Origin of the sequence: Streptomyces nigra (assembly GCF_003074055.1) — a bacterium.
Lineage (GTDB): Bacteria > Actinomycetota > Actinomycetes > Streptomycetales > Streptomycetaceae > Streptomyces > Streptomyces nigra.
Map to the genome: position 1 here is coordinate 7,487,544 of NZ_CP029043.1, position 14,926 is coordinate 7,502,469.

Below are 14,926 nucleotides of genomic sequence, written 5' to 3' on the forward strand. Positions count from 1 at the left end.
GGCGACTCAGGCGAGGTGGGTGGACACCCGGTCCTGGGCGTCGACCCGCTCTGCGGTCAGTCCGGCCCCACGTCCAAATCTCGAGTTGTGGCCGTGTCGGGGTGCTTCCCCGGCCCCTCGGCGCCGGGGAACAGAGGTGTGGGTGACAGATCGGTGGCCTCCTCTCCGGCCTCCAGCAGAGTGTCCGCGGCGCCGACGATGAGGGGATCGGGTGTGCCGACCGCGTCGACGTCCTTGCTGGCGTAGTCGATGCGGGCCAGCAGGCTCCGCATGGTCTCCAGCCGTGCGCGCCGCTTGTCGTTGCTCTTCACCACCGTCCAGGGGGCGTGTTCGGTGTCCGTCGCGCGGAACATGTCGATCTTCGCCTCCGTGTAGTCGTCCCACAGGTCCAGCGAGGCCAGGTCGGTGGGGGAGAGCTTCCACTGGCGCACCGGGTCGACCTGCCGGATCGCGAAGCGGGTGCGCTGCTCGGAGCGGGATACGGAGAACCAGAACTTGACCAGCAGGACGCCGTCGGCGACCAGCATCCGCTCGAACGTCGGGCACTGGTCGAGGAACAGTTCGTACTCGTCCTTGGAGCAGAAACCCATCACCCGCTCGACGCCGGCCCGGTTGTACCAGGAGCGGTCGAAGAAGACGATCTCGCCGGCGGTCGGCAGTTGTGCCACGTACCGCTGGAAGTACCACTGTCCCGCTTCGTGCTCCGTGGGCTTGTCCAGGGCGACCACGCGCGCGCCGCGTGGGTTGAGCCGCTCCGTGAGCCGCTGGATGGTGCCGCCCTTGCCGGCCGCGTCGCGCCCCTCGCACACGACGACGAGTCGTGTGCCGGTGTCCTTGACCCACCGCTGGAGCTTGAGCATCTCGATCTGCAGAATGCGCTTGGTCCGCTCGTAGTCCCTACGGCTCACCTTGCGCTCGTAGGGATAGTTCTCCCGCCAGGTGCGGAGGGGACGTCCGTCGGCGTCCAGCACGATCGGCTGCTCTCGCTGACTGGCGTCCACGGTCAGCCCGTCCAGCAGTCTGGCCTCGTCCTCGGTGTTCGGCATCCGGCTCCCCGCTCGTGCGCTGATCCGCTCGTTCGCGCGGCTGGTCAGAAGGGCATGCGGCCGCGGAACCGGCGACCGGCCGAACCGCTGTGGCCCACCGCGCGCGAGCTGCTGTGGAACGGCTTGCTGAAGAGCCGACCCAGCGGGCCGGGCGCCTTTCCACCGGCCCGCGCTCCTGCGCCGAGCGTCCGCTGCGTGCCGCGTTCCGGGTGCCGGGACAGGCGGGGGATGAAGAACGCGAGAACGGCCAGGACGGCACAGACGGCGATCGCGCCGACAACCACCATGGTGGGCTCCTTTCGCTGGTAGGACCCGAATGCCCCGGATGGCCCGACCTATGTGAAGGAGCTGCGCGGCGCAGCGCGCGGGAGTCGCGACGGCTGGGACGCCTACCTGACGCGCCTCCTGCAGACAGACCCCCGCGACGTCCTCTCGGACGCAGGGGAAGCCCCGTCGCCCGGTGTGCCGCCGCTGCGGACCAGGGACCGGTCCGCAGCGCACAGGACCAGAGACCCGGCGGCGACTCCGAGGAGTACTAGGCCATGGCGTGCAGTCCGGAGCCGGTGGCGCCCGCGGGGAAGAACGTGGCGTTCGCCGCCGCCGCGAACAGCGCGCCGATGTACATGGACGTGCGCAGCGGCCCCGCGGACGAGCCCAGGGGAGCCGGGTCGGTCTGGAGGGCGTTCTGGTCGGCCGGCCCGGTCAGACCGCCCCCGCCACCCTGGGCGACCTGGCGCACGAGGTCCGCTCCAAGAACGCCGGGCCGTTCCGGGTCACCATGGAGCTCTTCATGCGCGACGAGGACGGCTACCGCATCGCCGCCGACGAGACCTTCCTGAACGTGGGCACGGTCGCCCGCCTCTACCAACTGGCCGAAGCTGACGTGCAGTTGTTCCGCATCCCCTCGCTGAACGTCGTCACGATCTCGTTCCCGCGTCCCGTCGGCCAGGCGTCGCTGCGTGACCGTGACGTCCATTCCGGACAGCACCATGTGCCGCCGGCGCTGCTGCCGGTGCCCGCCACCTGACATTCCCGCGTGAGCAAGTCCCCCGCCCGCGACGACGGTCACCGCCGGCCCTGGTGGTGACCGTTGCCTGTGCCCTCTCCCGACACGTAGGGAAGCGGCCCTGCCGCAGGGTGTCACGTCGACCAGATCACCCCGCCGTTCTGCACGATCACCACCTTGGCGTCGGCACGCAGGACCAGTTGGGCACCTTCATGGCCCCAGGTCTGCGAGGCCCAGATGGGGCGGTCCTCGCCATTGTGGATGACGAGGTTGCCGTCCGGTTGGAAGATGGCCCGGTGGTTCGGGCCGAAGGTCATGGACGCCCAGATCGGCTTGCGCTGCTCGTTGTAGACGACCAGATTGCCGTCGGTCTGCATGACCATGCGGATGCGGTTGGTGGTCCAGGCCTGGTTGACCTCCAGGACACTGGGCGCGTAGACGGTCTCGGTGCTCCAGTTCGGCTTCGGGGTCGTCTTGGGCTTGGGTTTCGGCTTCGCCTCGGGCTTCGAGTCCGTCTCGCCGCTCGGGCTGGACTTCGTCGCGGGCGCGCCGGGCTGCGGTGGGGCGACCTTCGAGGGCGCGCTCTTCGTCGCCTTCGCCTTCTTCGGGGAGGGGCTGGGCTTCTCGGCCACGTAGTCGTCGAGGGCGGCGGGGGCCGACGTCGGGTTCAGGACCGTGTCGGAGCCTCCCGCGGCCAGCCCCTTGGCGGAGTCGGGAGGCCCATCGTCCCTCGCGCTGCCGGTGAGCAGCAGCGGTATGGCGATCAGGGCGGCACCGGCCACCGCCGCTCCCGCGAGGACCGGCTTGCGGGGCCGTCCGGTGCCCACGCCGGTACCTGTCCTGGCGTTGGGCGGCATGGTCCCGACGGCAGCGGCCGTGGCAACGGCGACCCGTGCCTCCGGTGCCTCGGACGGCTCGGTGGAAGTGCCGGCCGCCGCGGGCGATGCCGGGGTGGTGGTGCTCTCGGTCTCTGCCGTTCCGACGGCGGTGCTTCGGGTCTCTGCCGTTCCGGCGTCGGTGTTCTCGGTCTCTGCGGTTCGCGCGGCGGCGCTCTCGGCCTCTGCCGTTCCGGCGACGGGGGCAGCGGCCTCCTCGGTCCCGGTGGCAGTGGACTCACCTTCTCGCGCGGCGCCGGCCTTCGCCGTCCCGGCGACGGCCTCCTCGTCCGCGTCTGCGCGCTTCCGCCCGCCCGCCTCCGGCCCGGCGGGCCCGTTCGCCCCATCGGCGCCGGGCTTCTGCCCGGTGTCCCGGGTCTCGGCCTCCGGACCGGAGCCCCGGCTGAGGGCCGGCTCGTCAGGCGCGGAGGGCGCGGAGGGGCTGGACGGCGAACCGGTGCCCCCTGCGCGGGTGGCGGCCGCCTCCGCGTTCGCGTCGGGGGTGGGGTGCTGGGGGGACATGCGGTACTCCTCCTCGGTGGCGGAGCTGTCGGATGTGGCCGGGGCCCGTGCAGTGGTCGGCTGAACGAACGCCGGGAAGCCCGGCGGGCGTTGGTCGAGTCCGCCGCGCCGGGGGCGGACCGGTGCGAAGCCCGGTCCAAGTCGCCGAGGGGCGCCGTCCCGCCGCGGTGGCGGCCGCGAGCCGGTCCGGCGCGTCCCGAGTCGAAAGGTCTTCCCGTGCGGCCCAACTTAGCCCGTACGGAAGGCGATCGGATGACCACCTCTCCCAACTCTCCCGTCGCTTTGTCCGCTCACGCCTCGCTGCTCCCGGAAAGTTCCCGACCCGGGCAGCAAACGGGCACGTGGGCGGCTGATTCGGACCGTGCCCTCCCCGCAACGGGCGATACTCGTGTGGCATCCTGGGGCTCCCGATCTGATCTACGTCGGTGCACCAGCAGGCCGACGGCATCCAAGTGTTCGTACCGACCGAAGAGTTCAGGTGGAGATGCGGCTCGGACAACGGCTGGAGGGCGAGCCCGACAGGCCCCCCGGTCCCGGGCCGGGCACCGCGGGGCTGTCCGGCTCCGACGGGGCCGGGGCCACCGACACCCCCGAGATACCCCAGGCGGTGCGGGACGCCGCCCGCCGGGCGCCCGGCCACTGGATCGGAATGGTGGACCCGGAATGGACCCAGGACCGTACGCCGCCCGCGTGGGCCGTGGTGGGGGAGTGGCAGTCCGACGAGGACGGCGACGTAGGGGACTACCGCCCCAACCCGGACTACCGGCCCTCGGCCCGAGTGCTCGGCTGGCCGGAGCCCACCGACCCGGTGGACGCGGCCGCCCAGCGGGCAGCCACCGGATACGGCTCGGTGGACGAGGCGATCACGGCCCTCGCCCGGGCGGAGATCACGGTGGTGCGCGGACCGGACGGCGGGCCGCTGACAGCGGCCGGTCTCGACGGTGCACCGGTGATCCTCTCGTTCACCTCCCCGGCACACGCGTTCATGTCCGCGGCACTTCGGCATGACAAGATCCCGGCGACGGAACTCGCCCGGTCACTGCGCGGCTCCGGCACACAGATGATGGTCAACGCCGGTGCCGCGGCACCCCTGCTCGTCCCGGTGGACAAGCTCCTGGACGCGCGGCCCGAACCCGGACCGGAGGCCGAGCGGGCGCGCCCGGCCCCCCATATGGCCGAGCCCCACCGTTCCTCTGAACCCTGGCCCCACACCACAGGGAGGACCCCGTGACGCGTCCCGCCCAGCACACCTCCACCTCCCCGCAGGTGGCGTCCGGTTCCGCCGGCGAGGAGACGGCCTCGACGGCCACGGCCGCCCAGCCCGGGCCCGAGGCGAAGTCCCCCCAGGCCCCGCACGAGGGCGGCCGGGTCAAATCCGAGACATCACGGGCGGGTTCCGAGGCCGAGGACACGGCAGCCGAGGGCCCGGGCGCGGCAGCCGTGAGCGAACCCGAGACCACTCCCGGCGGCCGGCCCGAGCCCGAGGCCGAGCCGGACTCCGACTCGGAGGCCGACCCCGGCGCCGCCGCGGAGGCCAAGAGCCGGCTCCCCGCGCTCGTGCGGACGATGACCGCGACCGCCATCGACCGGCCGCGGCAGGAGGCCGCCCAGGTGGGGCGGCCGGGCAAGGCGGCGCTGGCCGGCGCGGCGGTCGCCGGGGCACTGCTCGTGTCGGTGCCGTTCCTCGTGCTCACCGGAGGCGACGACAAGGGTGCCAAGGCCGCGCCGGCCGGCGGCACCGTCCTCGGCGGCGGCGCGCAGGAGGCACCGGGCGACTTCGTGGTGACCAAGCCCGACACCGCCGCTCCGGACGATCACGAGAAGAGTTCCGGCAAGCCCGGCAAGCCGGTGGAACGAGTGCCCGGCGGGGCTGCGAAGCAGAACTCGGGCAAGGAGACGCCGAAGCAGGACGGCGGCGGGGAGAACCGGCCCAAGAGCGGCACGGGCGAGAAGGCCGGATCCGCCAAGTCGGGTGGCGGGAAGGCATCCGGAGGCGGCGGCGCCGACCGGCCCTCGGATTCCGGCTCGGGCGTCACGTTCAGCGCACCGGTCTCGATACGCAGCCATCTCTCAGGCCGCTGCCTCGACGTACCGAACGCCGACTTCGGCGACGGCAAGAAGCTCTTCGTGTGGGACTGCAACAACGGGGTCGCGCAGAAGTGGCAGTTCGCCTCCGACGGCACCCTGCGCATCCAGGGTCTCTGCCTGGACGTGGCCAACGCGAACTACAGCGACGGCACTCCGATCCAGATCGCCCGGTGCAGTGGCAACGCGGCCCAGAAGTTCGTCCTGAACGAGCGCCACGACCTGGTGAACACCGTCGTCGGCAAGTGCGTCGACATCAAGGACAACAACCGGGGCAACGGCGCCTGGCTGCAACTGTGGACCTGCGCCGGCACCGACAACCAGAAGTGGAGCGTCTGACCGCGCCCCCGACACCTTCCGGCCGAGAGCATCGCTCCCGCGCCCCGGCCGCCCCGGCAGCGGGGCATGATGGCCCCGTCGGCTCGCCGACACCGCCCCCGACGATCGGGGGCACCCGCTGAGTACGTTGTCCCACAAGGAGGTTGGTGCGTGTCGCGCCAGGTACTGACGGTCGGTCCCGGGGAGCGGGACCGCTACCGGACGATCGGTGAGGCACTCGCGGCTGCCCGTACCGGCGCGCTGATCAGCGTCCGGCCCGGGACGTACGCGGAGAACCTGGTGATCCACACCCGGGTCACCCTCACCGCCGCCGAGGGCCGGGGCACGGTCGAGATCCGGCCACGTTCGGGCAGCGTCCTCTCCCTGCGGGCCGACGCCGTGATGCTCTCCGAGCTGTCCCTGCGCGGCGGTGACGCCGAGCTGCCCGCCGTGGACGTACGGCGCGGGCAGGCCGCGCTCGACGGCTGCGAGATCGTCGGCGCCGCCTGGACCGCGGTGCTGGCCGGGGGCACCGGCTCCCTCGCGCTGCGGGACTGCCGGGTGAGCAACCCGCAAGGTGCCGGCATCGTCGTCACCTCGACCACGCCGACCACAGTGGAGTCCTGCACGTTCGAGCATCTGGGCACCAGCGGACTCGTCCTCGCCGAACAGGGCGAGGCGCGGCTGCGCGCCTGCACGGTACGGGCCGCACGCGGCAACGGCCTGCTCGCCAACGGCGACTCCACCGGCAGCGTCGAGGACTGCGACATCTCCTCCACGGACAAGCCGTCCATCGCCCTGGAGCAGAACTGCTCCCTCACGGTGGTGCGGACCGTCGTGCACGACACCAGCACCGGAGTGCATCTGAGCAGCGCGGGCCGTACGACGCTGGAGGACGTCCGGGTCACGGGGGCCTCCGGGAACGGGATCGCGCTGGCCGGGGGCACCGACCCGGTGCTCCGCCGCTGCCGTGTCTCGCGGACCCGGGGCCACGGCGTCGTGGTCACCGACCGGGCGCGCGGCACCTTTGAGGACTGCTGGGTGGACGGCGCGCAGGGCGCGGCGCTCCGGGTCGCGGGGGCCGCTTCCCCGGCGCTGACCGGACTCACGGTCCGTGACTGCGAGCAGACGGGACTGCTGCTGGAGGAGGACTCGGCGCCGGAGCTGGACCGCGTGGAGGTGATCGGCGGCTCACCCGCGATCTCCGTGCGCGGCGGTGCCAACCCGCTGCTGCGCCGGGCCCGTCTCGTGGAGCCCGCCGGGGACGGCATCGCGGCGGGCAAGGACGCCCGCGGCCGGGCCGAGGACTGCGAGATCGTCCGCCCGCAGGGCGCCGGCGTGCGCGTGGCCGCCGGCAGCACCCTCTACCTGGCGGGCGGCGGCGTCTCCGACACCGCCACCAACGGCCTGGTCGTGGAGGACGGAGGCAACGTCACCGTCCGGGACTTCCGCGTCGAGATATCCGGTGCGGAAGGGGTCGTGGTCGCGGCGGGCGGTGAGCTGACCGCCAACCGCACCACTGTGCACGCCCCGCAGGGCCACGGCTTCCTGCTCCAGGAGGGCGCGCTGGCCTCGCTCAGCGGCTGCGAGGTCTCCGGCGGTGCCCAGGACGGCTTCCGGGTGGAGTCCACCGCGCCGGTCTCGCTCGTGAACTGCCTGGCCCGGGAGAACGAGGGCGGTGGGCTCGTCCAGACGACACCGGGCGAACGGCTCGCCGTGGACGGCCTGAAGAGTACCGGGAACGGCAAGCGGGACGCGTGGGGCAGCGGCAGTGCCGAGAACACCGACCCGGCCGGATCCGGCGCCGCGGACGGACCTCGGCCGGACCGCGTGGACGGCCCGCTCGGCGCCCTGAACGCGCTGATCGGCCTGGAGAACGTCAAGCAGCAGGTCGGCACCCTGGTCAACCTCACCCAGCTCGCCCAGCGACGCGAGCAGCTCGGCATGTCCGCCCCGCCGATGAGCAGGCATCTGATCTTCGCGGGCCCGCCGGGCACCGGCAAGACCACCGTCGCCCGGCTCTACGGGGCGATCCTGGCCGAACTGGGCTCCCTGCGCAGCGGTCACCTCGTGGAGGTCTCCCGCGCCGACCTCGTCGCACAGGTCGTCGGCGGTACCGCGATCAAGACCACCGAGACCTTCCAGCGGGCGCTCGGCGGCGTCCTGTTCATCGACGAGGCGTACACCCTCACCGCGGACAGCGGCAACGGCGGTGCGGACTTCGGCCGCGAGGCGGTCGACACGCTGCTGAAGCTCATGGAGGACCACCGCGACGACGTGGTCGTGGTCGCGGCCGGATACTCCCGCGAGATGGAGGCGTTCCTCGGCTCCAACCCGGGACTGGCCTCACGCTTCTCCCGGACCGTCGAGTTCGAGAACTACTCCGTGCCCGAACTGGTCGCCATCATGGAGAACATGTGCGCCCAGCACCAGTACGAGCTGGGCGAGGGCACCGCGCAGGCGCTCGCGGCGCACTTCGAGGCGATGCCCAGGGACGCCGGATTCGGTAACGGCCGTGCGGCGCGCGGGGTGTTCGAGGAGATGGTGGACCGGCAGGCGGTCCGGCTCGCCGCACAGGCCCAGGTCGGCGAGCACGACCTCAGGCTGCTGCTGCCGGAGGACGTCTCCGCCACCGCCGCCGCGAAGGCCGCCGAGAGCGGCACGCCGAAGGACGACCCGCTGACCCGCCTCGGCGACATGATCGGCCTGGCCGAGGTCAAGCGGGACGTGGCGGACCTGGTCAACCTCATCACGACGGCCCGCCACCGCGCCGCCGCCGGGCTGCCGGTGCCCTCCCTGAGCCACCACCTGGTCTTCACGGGTCCACCCGGTACGGGCAAGACCACGGTCGCCCGCCTCTACGGCGAGATCCTGACCCAGCTCGGCATCCTGCAACGGGGCCAGCTGGTGGAGGCGGCCCGCGCCGATCTCGTCGGGCGCTACATCGGGCACACCGCCCAGCTCACCCGCGAGGTCTTCGAACGGGCCCGCGGCGGTGTGCTGTTCATCGACGAGGCGTACACCCTCACCCCGCAGGGCGGCGGCGCCGACTTCGGTCAGGAGGCGGTGGACACCCTGCTGAAGCTAATGGAGGACCACCGCGACGAGGTCGTCGTCATCGTCGCCGGCTACACCGACGAGATGGAACGCTTCCTGGCCTCCAACCCGGGTCTGTCCTCCCGTTTCCCGCGCCGGATCACCTTCGCGGACTACTCCTCCGAGGAACTGGTCACCATCGTGCGCGCCCAGGCCGCGAGCATGGGCTACGAGTGCGGACCCGGCACCGGCCCGGTGCTCAAGTCGTACTTCGACGCCTTGCCCCGGGACCGCTCGTTCGGCAATGCCCGGCAGGCCCGGCAGGTGCTGGAGTCGATGGTCACCCGCCAGGCGGGGCGGCTCAGTTCGCTGGCCGCGCCCACCCTGGACGATCTGCGCATCCTCCTTCCCGAGGACGTCGCCGCCGCTCCGAAGGCGGCCGGACTGTGAAGCCCGCCGCCCGTGAGGCCGCCCGTCTGCTGTCCGGCGCCGGCCTGGCCGCCGCCCTGCTGCTGCCCACCGCCGTCACGGCCCACGCGGCACCCCGGGCGACGCTGCCGACGGCCGACGGGAAGAAGGGCCAGGAACTGCCGGCGATGCCCTCCGTGCTCGACGCGGACGCCGCCTGCACCGCCCCCTCGCGGGAGCGGGCGAAGAAGCAGGACTGGTCACGTCAGCGCCTCGACCTGGACCGGACGCACGGGCACGGCGTCGGCGCGGGCGTGACGGTCGCCCTGATCGACTCCGGCGTCGCCCCCGGCGCCGACGGCCTCGAGGGCCGTGTCACCGCCGACGGCACGGCCGCCGAGGACTGCGTCGGGCACGGCACCTTCCTGGCGGGGCTGATCGCCGGTACGGACGGCCGTCTCACCGGAGTCGCCCCGGGTGCGCGGATCCTCGCCCTGCGCGGCACGGACACCCGCGGCCGGGCCGACTCGGCGCTCGTCGCGGCGGCGGTACGCGAGGCCACCGAGGCAGGTGCCGACGTCATCGCGGTCACGGTGGCCCTGCCGCGCCGGGACCGGGAACTGACCCGCGCCGTCGCGGAGGCCCGCCGCGCGGGCGCCGTCGTCGTCGCCGCGGCGACCCCCGACCCTCCGGCGCGGGGCGACACGGACACGATCCCGCCCCGCGTGTACTGGCCGGCCGGCGAACCCGGTGTCCTCTCGGTCGCCGACATGCTGCCCGGCGGCCTCCGCCCCGAGCGGGCCCTGCCCACCACGGGCATCGACCTGGCCGCCCCCGGGGCCGGGGTGGTGTCCGGTGGCCCGCGCGGTGACGGTCACTATCTGGGGGCAGGCGCCTCGGTCGCCGCCGCCTACGCCGCCGGGGCCGCCGCGGTGGTCCGCGCGGCTCACCCGGACGACTCGCCAGAGGCCGTCGCGCACCGGCTGACCGCGACCGCGTACCCGGCCGACATCCCGCAACTGGACGCGTACGCCGCCGTCACCACGGTTCTGGGCGGCCCGGACGCACCCCCGGCAGGCGAACGGGCCGCGGCACGTGTCGCCGTCCGTGACACCTCGGACGCCGACTCCGCCACCCAACGGGCCACGCTCCTGACCCTCCTCGGCTCCGCACTCGTCCTGGCCGTCCTGTGGGCCGCCTTCACCCTGCCCCGGGCCCGTGCCCGCGGCTGGCGTCCCGCGCGGGCCGGGGACGGGGCGACGACGAAGGACTGACGGTCCGGACACGGACCACGACGGCGGGGGCCACCGGGCGGCCCCCGCCGTCGCTGTCGTGCCTCAGCCCTCCTGCCCGGCCGCCGGCTCGACCAGCGCCGTCTGCATCAGCCGCGCCTTGCGGCGGGCGATGTGCAGGGCGCGGCCCGGCGGCAGGTTCACGGGCTTGGCGTCGCCGACGAGACGGCCCTCCGTGGGCGGGCAGGAGAGCAGGATCGCCGGGTTGTTCGCCTCGTCCATCCGGCGGATGAGGGCGTCGCTCAGCCCCCTGCCCGCACCCATGGCGCTCCTGGCGACGACGATGTGCAGGCCCATCTCGAAACCGAGCGTGAGATGCTCGAAGAGCGGCTCGAAGGGGCTCTGGAACGAATTGCTCGCGACCATGTCGTAGTCGTCGACCAGGATGAACAGCCGCGGCCCGGACCACCAGTCGCACGTGCGCATCCGGGCGGGGGCGATGTCCGCGCCGGGGACGCGGGTCTTCATCGCGCGGGCGGCGCCGTCGACGGTCTCCTTGAGGTTGTCCAGGGAGATGACGTGCCCGATGCGGTACTCCTCCGGGATGCCGTCCACCAGGGTGCGCCGGTAGTCCACCGCGATGATCTTCGCCTCGTGCGGGGCGTAGCGGGCGGTGATGCCCGCGGTGATCCGGCGCAGCAGGTTCGTCTTGCCGCTCTCCGTGTCACCGACCACGATCAGGTGCGGGGTGCGGCTGAAGTCGTGCCACACCGGCTCCAGGGCGTCCTGGTCGATGCCGAGGGGAAGCCGCATACCGCCGCCCTCCGTGGGCTCGGGCGCGGGGAGTTCGGTGAGCGGAAGCCGGTGCGGCAGCATCCGGACCTGCGGGGCGGCCGGGCCCGGCCAGTGCCTGGCCACCTCGCCGACCAGGTGGGCGACCCCGTCGCCGAGGTCGTCGAGCGAGCCGCTGCCGTCCAGCCGGGGCAGCCCGGCCAGGAAGTGCATCTTGCTGTCGGCGGTGATGCCCCGGCCCCCGGTGCGCGGCACCGAGCGCGCCTTGCGGGTGTCGATCTCCGAGTCCATCGGATCACCCATCCGCAGTTCCAGACGGGTCGCCGCCTGGTCGCGGACCTGCGCGGACAGCTCCACCCAGCGGGTGGTGGTGACGAGCAGATGGATGCCGTAGTTCAGGCCGCGCGCGGCCAGTTCGTTGAACTTCGGCACCAGGTCGTCGTAGTCCTGGCGGACCGTGGACCAGCCGTCGACCACCATGAACACGTCGCCGAACGGCTCGTCGGGGAACTCACCGGCGGCGCGGCGCCGCCGGTAGGACTGCATGGAGTCGATGGTGTGGTCGACGAAGAACTGCTCACGGCGGGCGAGCAGCGTCATGACCTCGGCGACGGCCCGGTGCACCCGTTCCGGGTTGAGCCGCGCCGCGACACCGCCGACGTGGGGGAGCGCGGCGAACTGCGAGAGGCCGCCACCACCGAAGTCCAGGCAGTAGAACTGGATCTCGGCCGGGGTGTGGGTGAGGGCGAGCGCCGCGATCAGGGTGCGGGCGAGCGTGGACTTGCCGCTCTGTGATCCGCCCGCGACGGCGACGTGGCCGCCGGCTCCGGACAGGTCCACGACCAGCGGGTCGCGGCGCTGCTCGAAGGGCTTGTCGACGAGGCCGACGGGGACCCTCAGCCGGCCCGTCCCGGACCAGCCCGCCGCGGTGAGGCCGCGCTCGGGGTCGGGGGCGATGCCGGGCAGCAGGGCGTCCAGCGGGGAGGGCTCGTCCAGCGGCGGCAGCCACACCTGATGGGCGGCCGGACCGGAGTCACGCAGCCGGTCCAGGGCCACGTCGAGCAGCGTCTCCTCCTCGCCGCTCTCCTCGGTCGCCGGCTCGGGGACGGGCGTCGGGTCGAGGCTGCGCGGCACCACCCAGCCACTGGTCCACGGCACCACCTGGCTGGCCACCCGGGCCTGCACGACCGCGCCGGTACGGCGCCGGTAGGTGCCGGAGGAGTAGGCGGCCCGGAAGCGCGTCAGAGCCTCCACACCCGACTTGAGGTAGCCGCTGCCCGGCTGGGCGGGCAGCTCGTAGGCGTCCGGCACCCCGAGCACACCCCGGCTCTCCATGGCGGAGAACGTGCGCAGGCCGATCCGGTACGACAGATGGCTCTCCAACTGGTGCATCCGGCCCTCGTCCAGGCGCTGGGAGGCCAGCAGCAGATGCACACCGAGCGAGCGGCCGAGGCGGCCGATCATCACGAACAGGTCCATGAACTCGCGGTGCGCCGACAGCAGTTCGCTGAACTCGTCGACCACCACGAACAGGCTGGGCAGCGGGGTGAGGTCGGCTCCGCCGGCCCGCGCCCGTTCGTACTCCAGGGCGGAGGTGTAGTTGCCGGCGGCGCGCAACAGCTCCTGACGGCGTATGAGTTCACCGTGCAGGGCGTCCTGCATACGCTCCACCAGGGCGACCTCGTCGGCCAGGTTGGTGATGACGGCGGAGGTGTGCGGCAGCTCCTCAAGGCCGAGGAAGGTGGCACCGCCCTTGAAGTCGACCAGGACGAAGTTCAGCGTCTCCGAGGAGTTCGTCAGGGCGAGGCCCAGGACGAGGGTGCGCAGGAGCTCGCTCTTGCCGGAGCCGGTGGCGCCGATGAGCATCCCGTGCGGGCCCATGCCGCCCTGCGCCGACTCCTTGATGTCCAGTTCCACGGGGCGGCCGTCGACACCGACCGCGATCGGCACCCGCAGCCGTGCCGAGCCGGTGTGCCGGGCGAACAGGGCCGTGGTGTCGTGCCGGTGCAGATCGGGGATGCCGAGCAGCGTGGTCAGCTCCACGTCGCTGTCCAGCGGCTGCGCGATGTCGGTGCCCAGGCTGATGCGGCGGGAGGCGAGCAGGCGCGCCAGTGACTCCGCGCCCAGCGGGCCGAGCCGGTCCGGCCGGCCGAGCGGCACCGAGCGCTCCTTGCGGCTGCGGTCGGTGCGCACCAGGTTCACCTGGTCCGGCCCGACGGTCAGGCGCAGCGTGTTGCGGCCGGGCCGCCAGCGCAGCGCGCCGGAGACGTCCAGCACGACGGCGTTGCGGTAGCCGTGGCCCTCCCAGCGGTGCCCCTCGGGGACGGTGACGACGTCCAGGACGACCACGGTGTACGGCTCGTCACGGCCCGGCCGGGCGTCCGGGTCGAAGCCGGGGCGCTCGGCGAACTCGGCGCCGAGCAGGTCGTCCAGCTCGGTGAGGTCGGCCGTGATCCGGCGGACCTGCCCGGCGCCGTCCTCCTCGTGCGGATGCAGGGCGTGCGGCAGCCACTTGACCCACTCCCAGTCGGCACGCCGCTCGTCGCTCACGCACAGAGCGATCCACAGCTCCTCCGGCGCGTGGAACACGGCGAGCTGGCCGAGAGCGGCACGCACCAGAGCGCGTACGGCCTCACCGTCGGCGCCCTCGGAGTGCGCGGCCGAGGCCGTGGGCTCCTCGCCCGGCACCGCCTCGGGACGCAGCAGGACGCGCGCCGACGACCGCAGGTACAGGCCGAGGGGCTGTTCGGGAATCGTGGAGTAGGCGCGGATGAACCGGCGCAGGGCGTGCGCGCACAGCGGTTCGAGGTCCTCCACGGGGCGGGTGGAGACCGGGTTGAGCGTGAGGGCGAGCTGCTGTTCGCCGACCGCGAGACGGACCTCTCCGAAGTCCTCGTCGGCCGGGCGGCGTTCCCACAGCCGTGACGTCCGGGCCAGCGAACGCAGGGACGAGGGCTCCGGATGGCGCCAGGCCAGCGCCCGCTGCTGCTCCACGATGGTCGACCGGACCCGCTTGCGCATCTGCGCCAGATAGCGGAGGTAGTCGCGGCGTTCGCCCTTCAGGCGGTGCTTGCGCTCGCTGGAGCGGCGCATCAGCTGGCCCAGGAGCATCGCCCCGGCGGACAGCGCCATGACACCCATCGCCAGGTAGATGAAGACGCCGTTGCCGCCGCCGGGGCGCAGGAACATCAGCATCATCGACACCGACATCAGCGCCATCGGCAGATAGGTCCATATCGCCGAGGTGTCGGGCACCGTCTCGGCGAGGACCGGCGGCTCCTGGAGGGTCAATTGCCCGTCGGGCATCTCGGGACCGCGCCTGCGCGCCGGCCGGCGGAACAGCACCACACTCAAGGAACAGAACCTCCGGTTTCACTGGCTTTCCGGCCCGCGCCGAATACCGGGACCACCGGTAGCCGCAAAGACCGCACCGCTCATTTCCGGGGACCCGGGTATGCGGTGAACGCCGGATGAATGAGGGGAACGGGAAAGCAGGGAACGGTCGACTCTCCCACCATTCGACTGCATACCGGACAAGCGTCCCGGTCCCCGGCACGTTCCGGCGAGCGTAGGCAGTAGTGTGCATTCACGAAACGCGACCTGTCC

General features: G+C 72.8%; 10 protein-coding genes. 5 read left to right on the forward strand and 5 right to left on the reverse strand.

Going from position 1 to position 14,926, the window contains the following annotated elements; genetic code table 11:
* Positions 1-56: 56 nt before the first annotated feature.
* From ppk2 to DC008_RS35600, 3 genes are all read right to left on the reverse strand, one after another.
* Complete coding sequence (gene ppk2 / locus DC008_RS34510) at positions 57-1,046, reverse strand: polyphosphate kinase 2 (protein ID WP_108710395.1); 990 nt, start codon at positions 1,044-1,046, stop codon at positions 57-59.
* 44 nt (positions 1,047-1,090) lie between these two features.
* Positions 1,091-1,333 carry a DUF6411 family protein gene (locus tag DC008_RS34515; RefSeq protein WP_108710396.1) on the reverse strand — a complete coding sequence of 81 codons (243 nt, stop codon included), beginning with the start codon at positions 1,331-1,333 and terminating at the stop codon, positions 1,091-1,093.
* A 248-nt stretch (positions 1,334-1,581) separates the two neighbouring features.
* The gene (locus DC008_RS35600; protein ID WP_164492237.1) at positions 1,582-1,785 is read right to left on the reverse strand and encodes a hypothetical protein; all 204 of its coding nucleotides are present in this window, start codon (positions 1,783-1,785) and stop codon (positions 1,582-1,584) included.
* 39 nt (positions 1,786-1,824) lie between these two features.
* Between DC008_RS35600 and DC008_RS34520 the strand changes: the two genes are divergently transcribed.
* The gene (locus DC008_RS34520; protein WP_244221465.1) at positions 1,825-2,073 is read left to right on the forward strand and encodes a DUF4387 family protein; all 249 of its coding nucleotides are present in this window, start codon (positions 1,825-1,827) and stop codon (positions 2,071-2,073) included.
* 113 nt (positions 2,074-2,186) lie between these two features.
* Here the strand turns inward: DC008_RS34520 and DC008_RS34525 are convergent, their stop codons facing one another.
* The gene (locus tag DC008_RS34525) at positions 2,187-3,449 is read right to left on the reverse strand and encodes a mannose-binding protein (protein WP_108710397.1); all 1,263 of its coding nucleotides are present in this window, start codon (positions 3,447-3,449) and stop codon (positions 2,187-2,189) included.
* Positions 3,450-3,933: 484 nt separating this feature from the next.
* Between DC008_RS34525 and DC008_RS34530 the strand changes: the two genes are divergently transcribed.
* The 4 genes from DC008_RS34530 (at position 3,934) to DC008_RS34545 (ending at position 10,570) form a co-directional block, all read left to right on the forward strand.
* Positions 3,934-4,680: a type VII secretion system-associated protein gene (locus DC008_RS34530; RefSeq protein ID WP_108711000.1), complete on the forward strand. Its 747-nt coding sequence runs from the start codon at positions 3,934-3,936 to the stop codon at positions 4,678-4,680.
* Positions 4,677-5,873 (forward strand): ricin-type beta-trefoil lectin domain protein, encoded by a 1,197-nt coding sequence (locus DC008_RS34535; protein WP_108710398.1) that lies wholly within the window; start codon positions 4,677-4,679, stop codon positions 5,871-5,873. Before DC008_RS34530 ends, DC008_RS34535 begins: the two co-directional genes overlap by 4 nt.
* 150 nt (positions 5,874-6,023) lie before the next feature.
* Positions 6,024-9,338: a right-handed parallel beta-helix repeat-containing protein gene (locus DC008_RS34540; RefSeq protein WP_108710399.1), complete on the forward strand. Its 3,315-nt coding sequence runs from the start codon at positions 6,024-6,026 to the stop codon at positions 9,336-9,338.
* Positions 9,335-10,570, forward strand: coding sequence for a S8 family serine peptidase (locus DC008_RS34545; RefSeq protein WP_108710400.1), 1,236 nt, complete (start codon positions 9,335-9,337; stop codon positions 10,568-10,570). Before DC008_RS34540 ends, DC008_RS34545 begins: the two co-directional genes overlap by 4 nt.
* Positions 10,571-10,633: 63 nt before the next feature.
* On the opposite strand, the gene eccCa is transcribed toward DC008_RS34545, so the two are convergent.
* Positions 10,634-14,674 carry a type VII secretion protein EccCa gene (gene eccCa / locus DC008_RS34550; protein WP_244221467.1) on the reverse strand — a complete coding sequence of 1,347 codons (4,041 nt, stop codon included), beginning with the start codon at positions 14,672-14,674 and terminating at the stop codon, positions 10,634-10,636.
* Between the last annotated feature and the right edge of the window lie 252 nt (positions 14,675-14,926).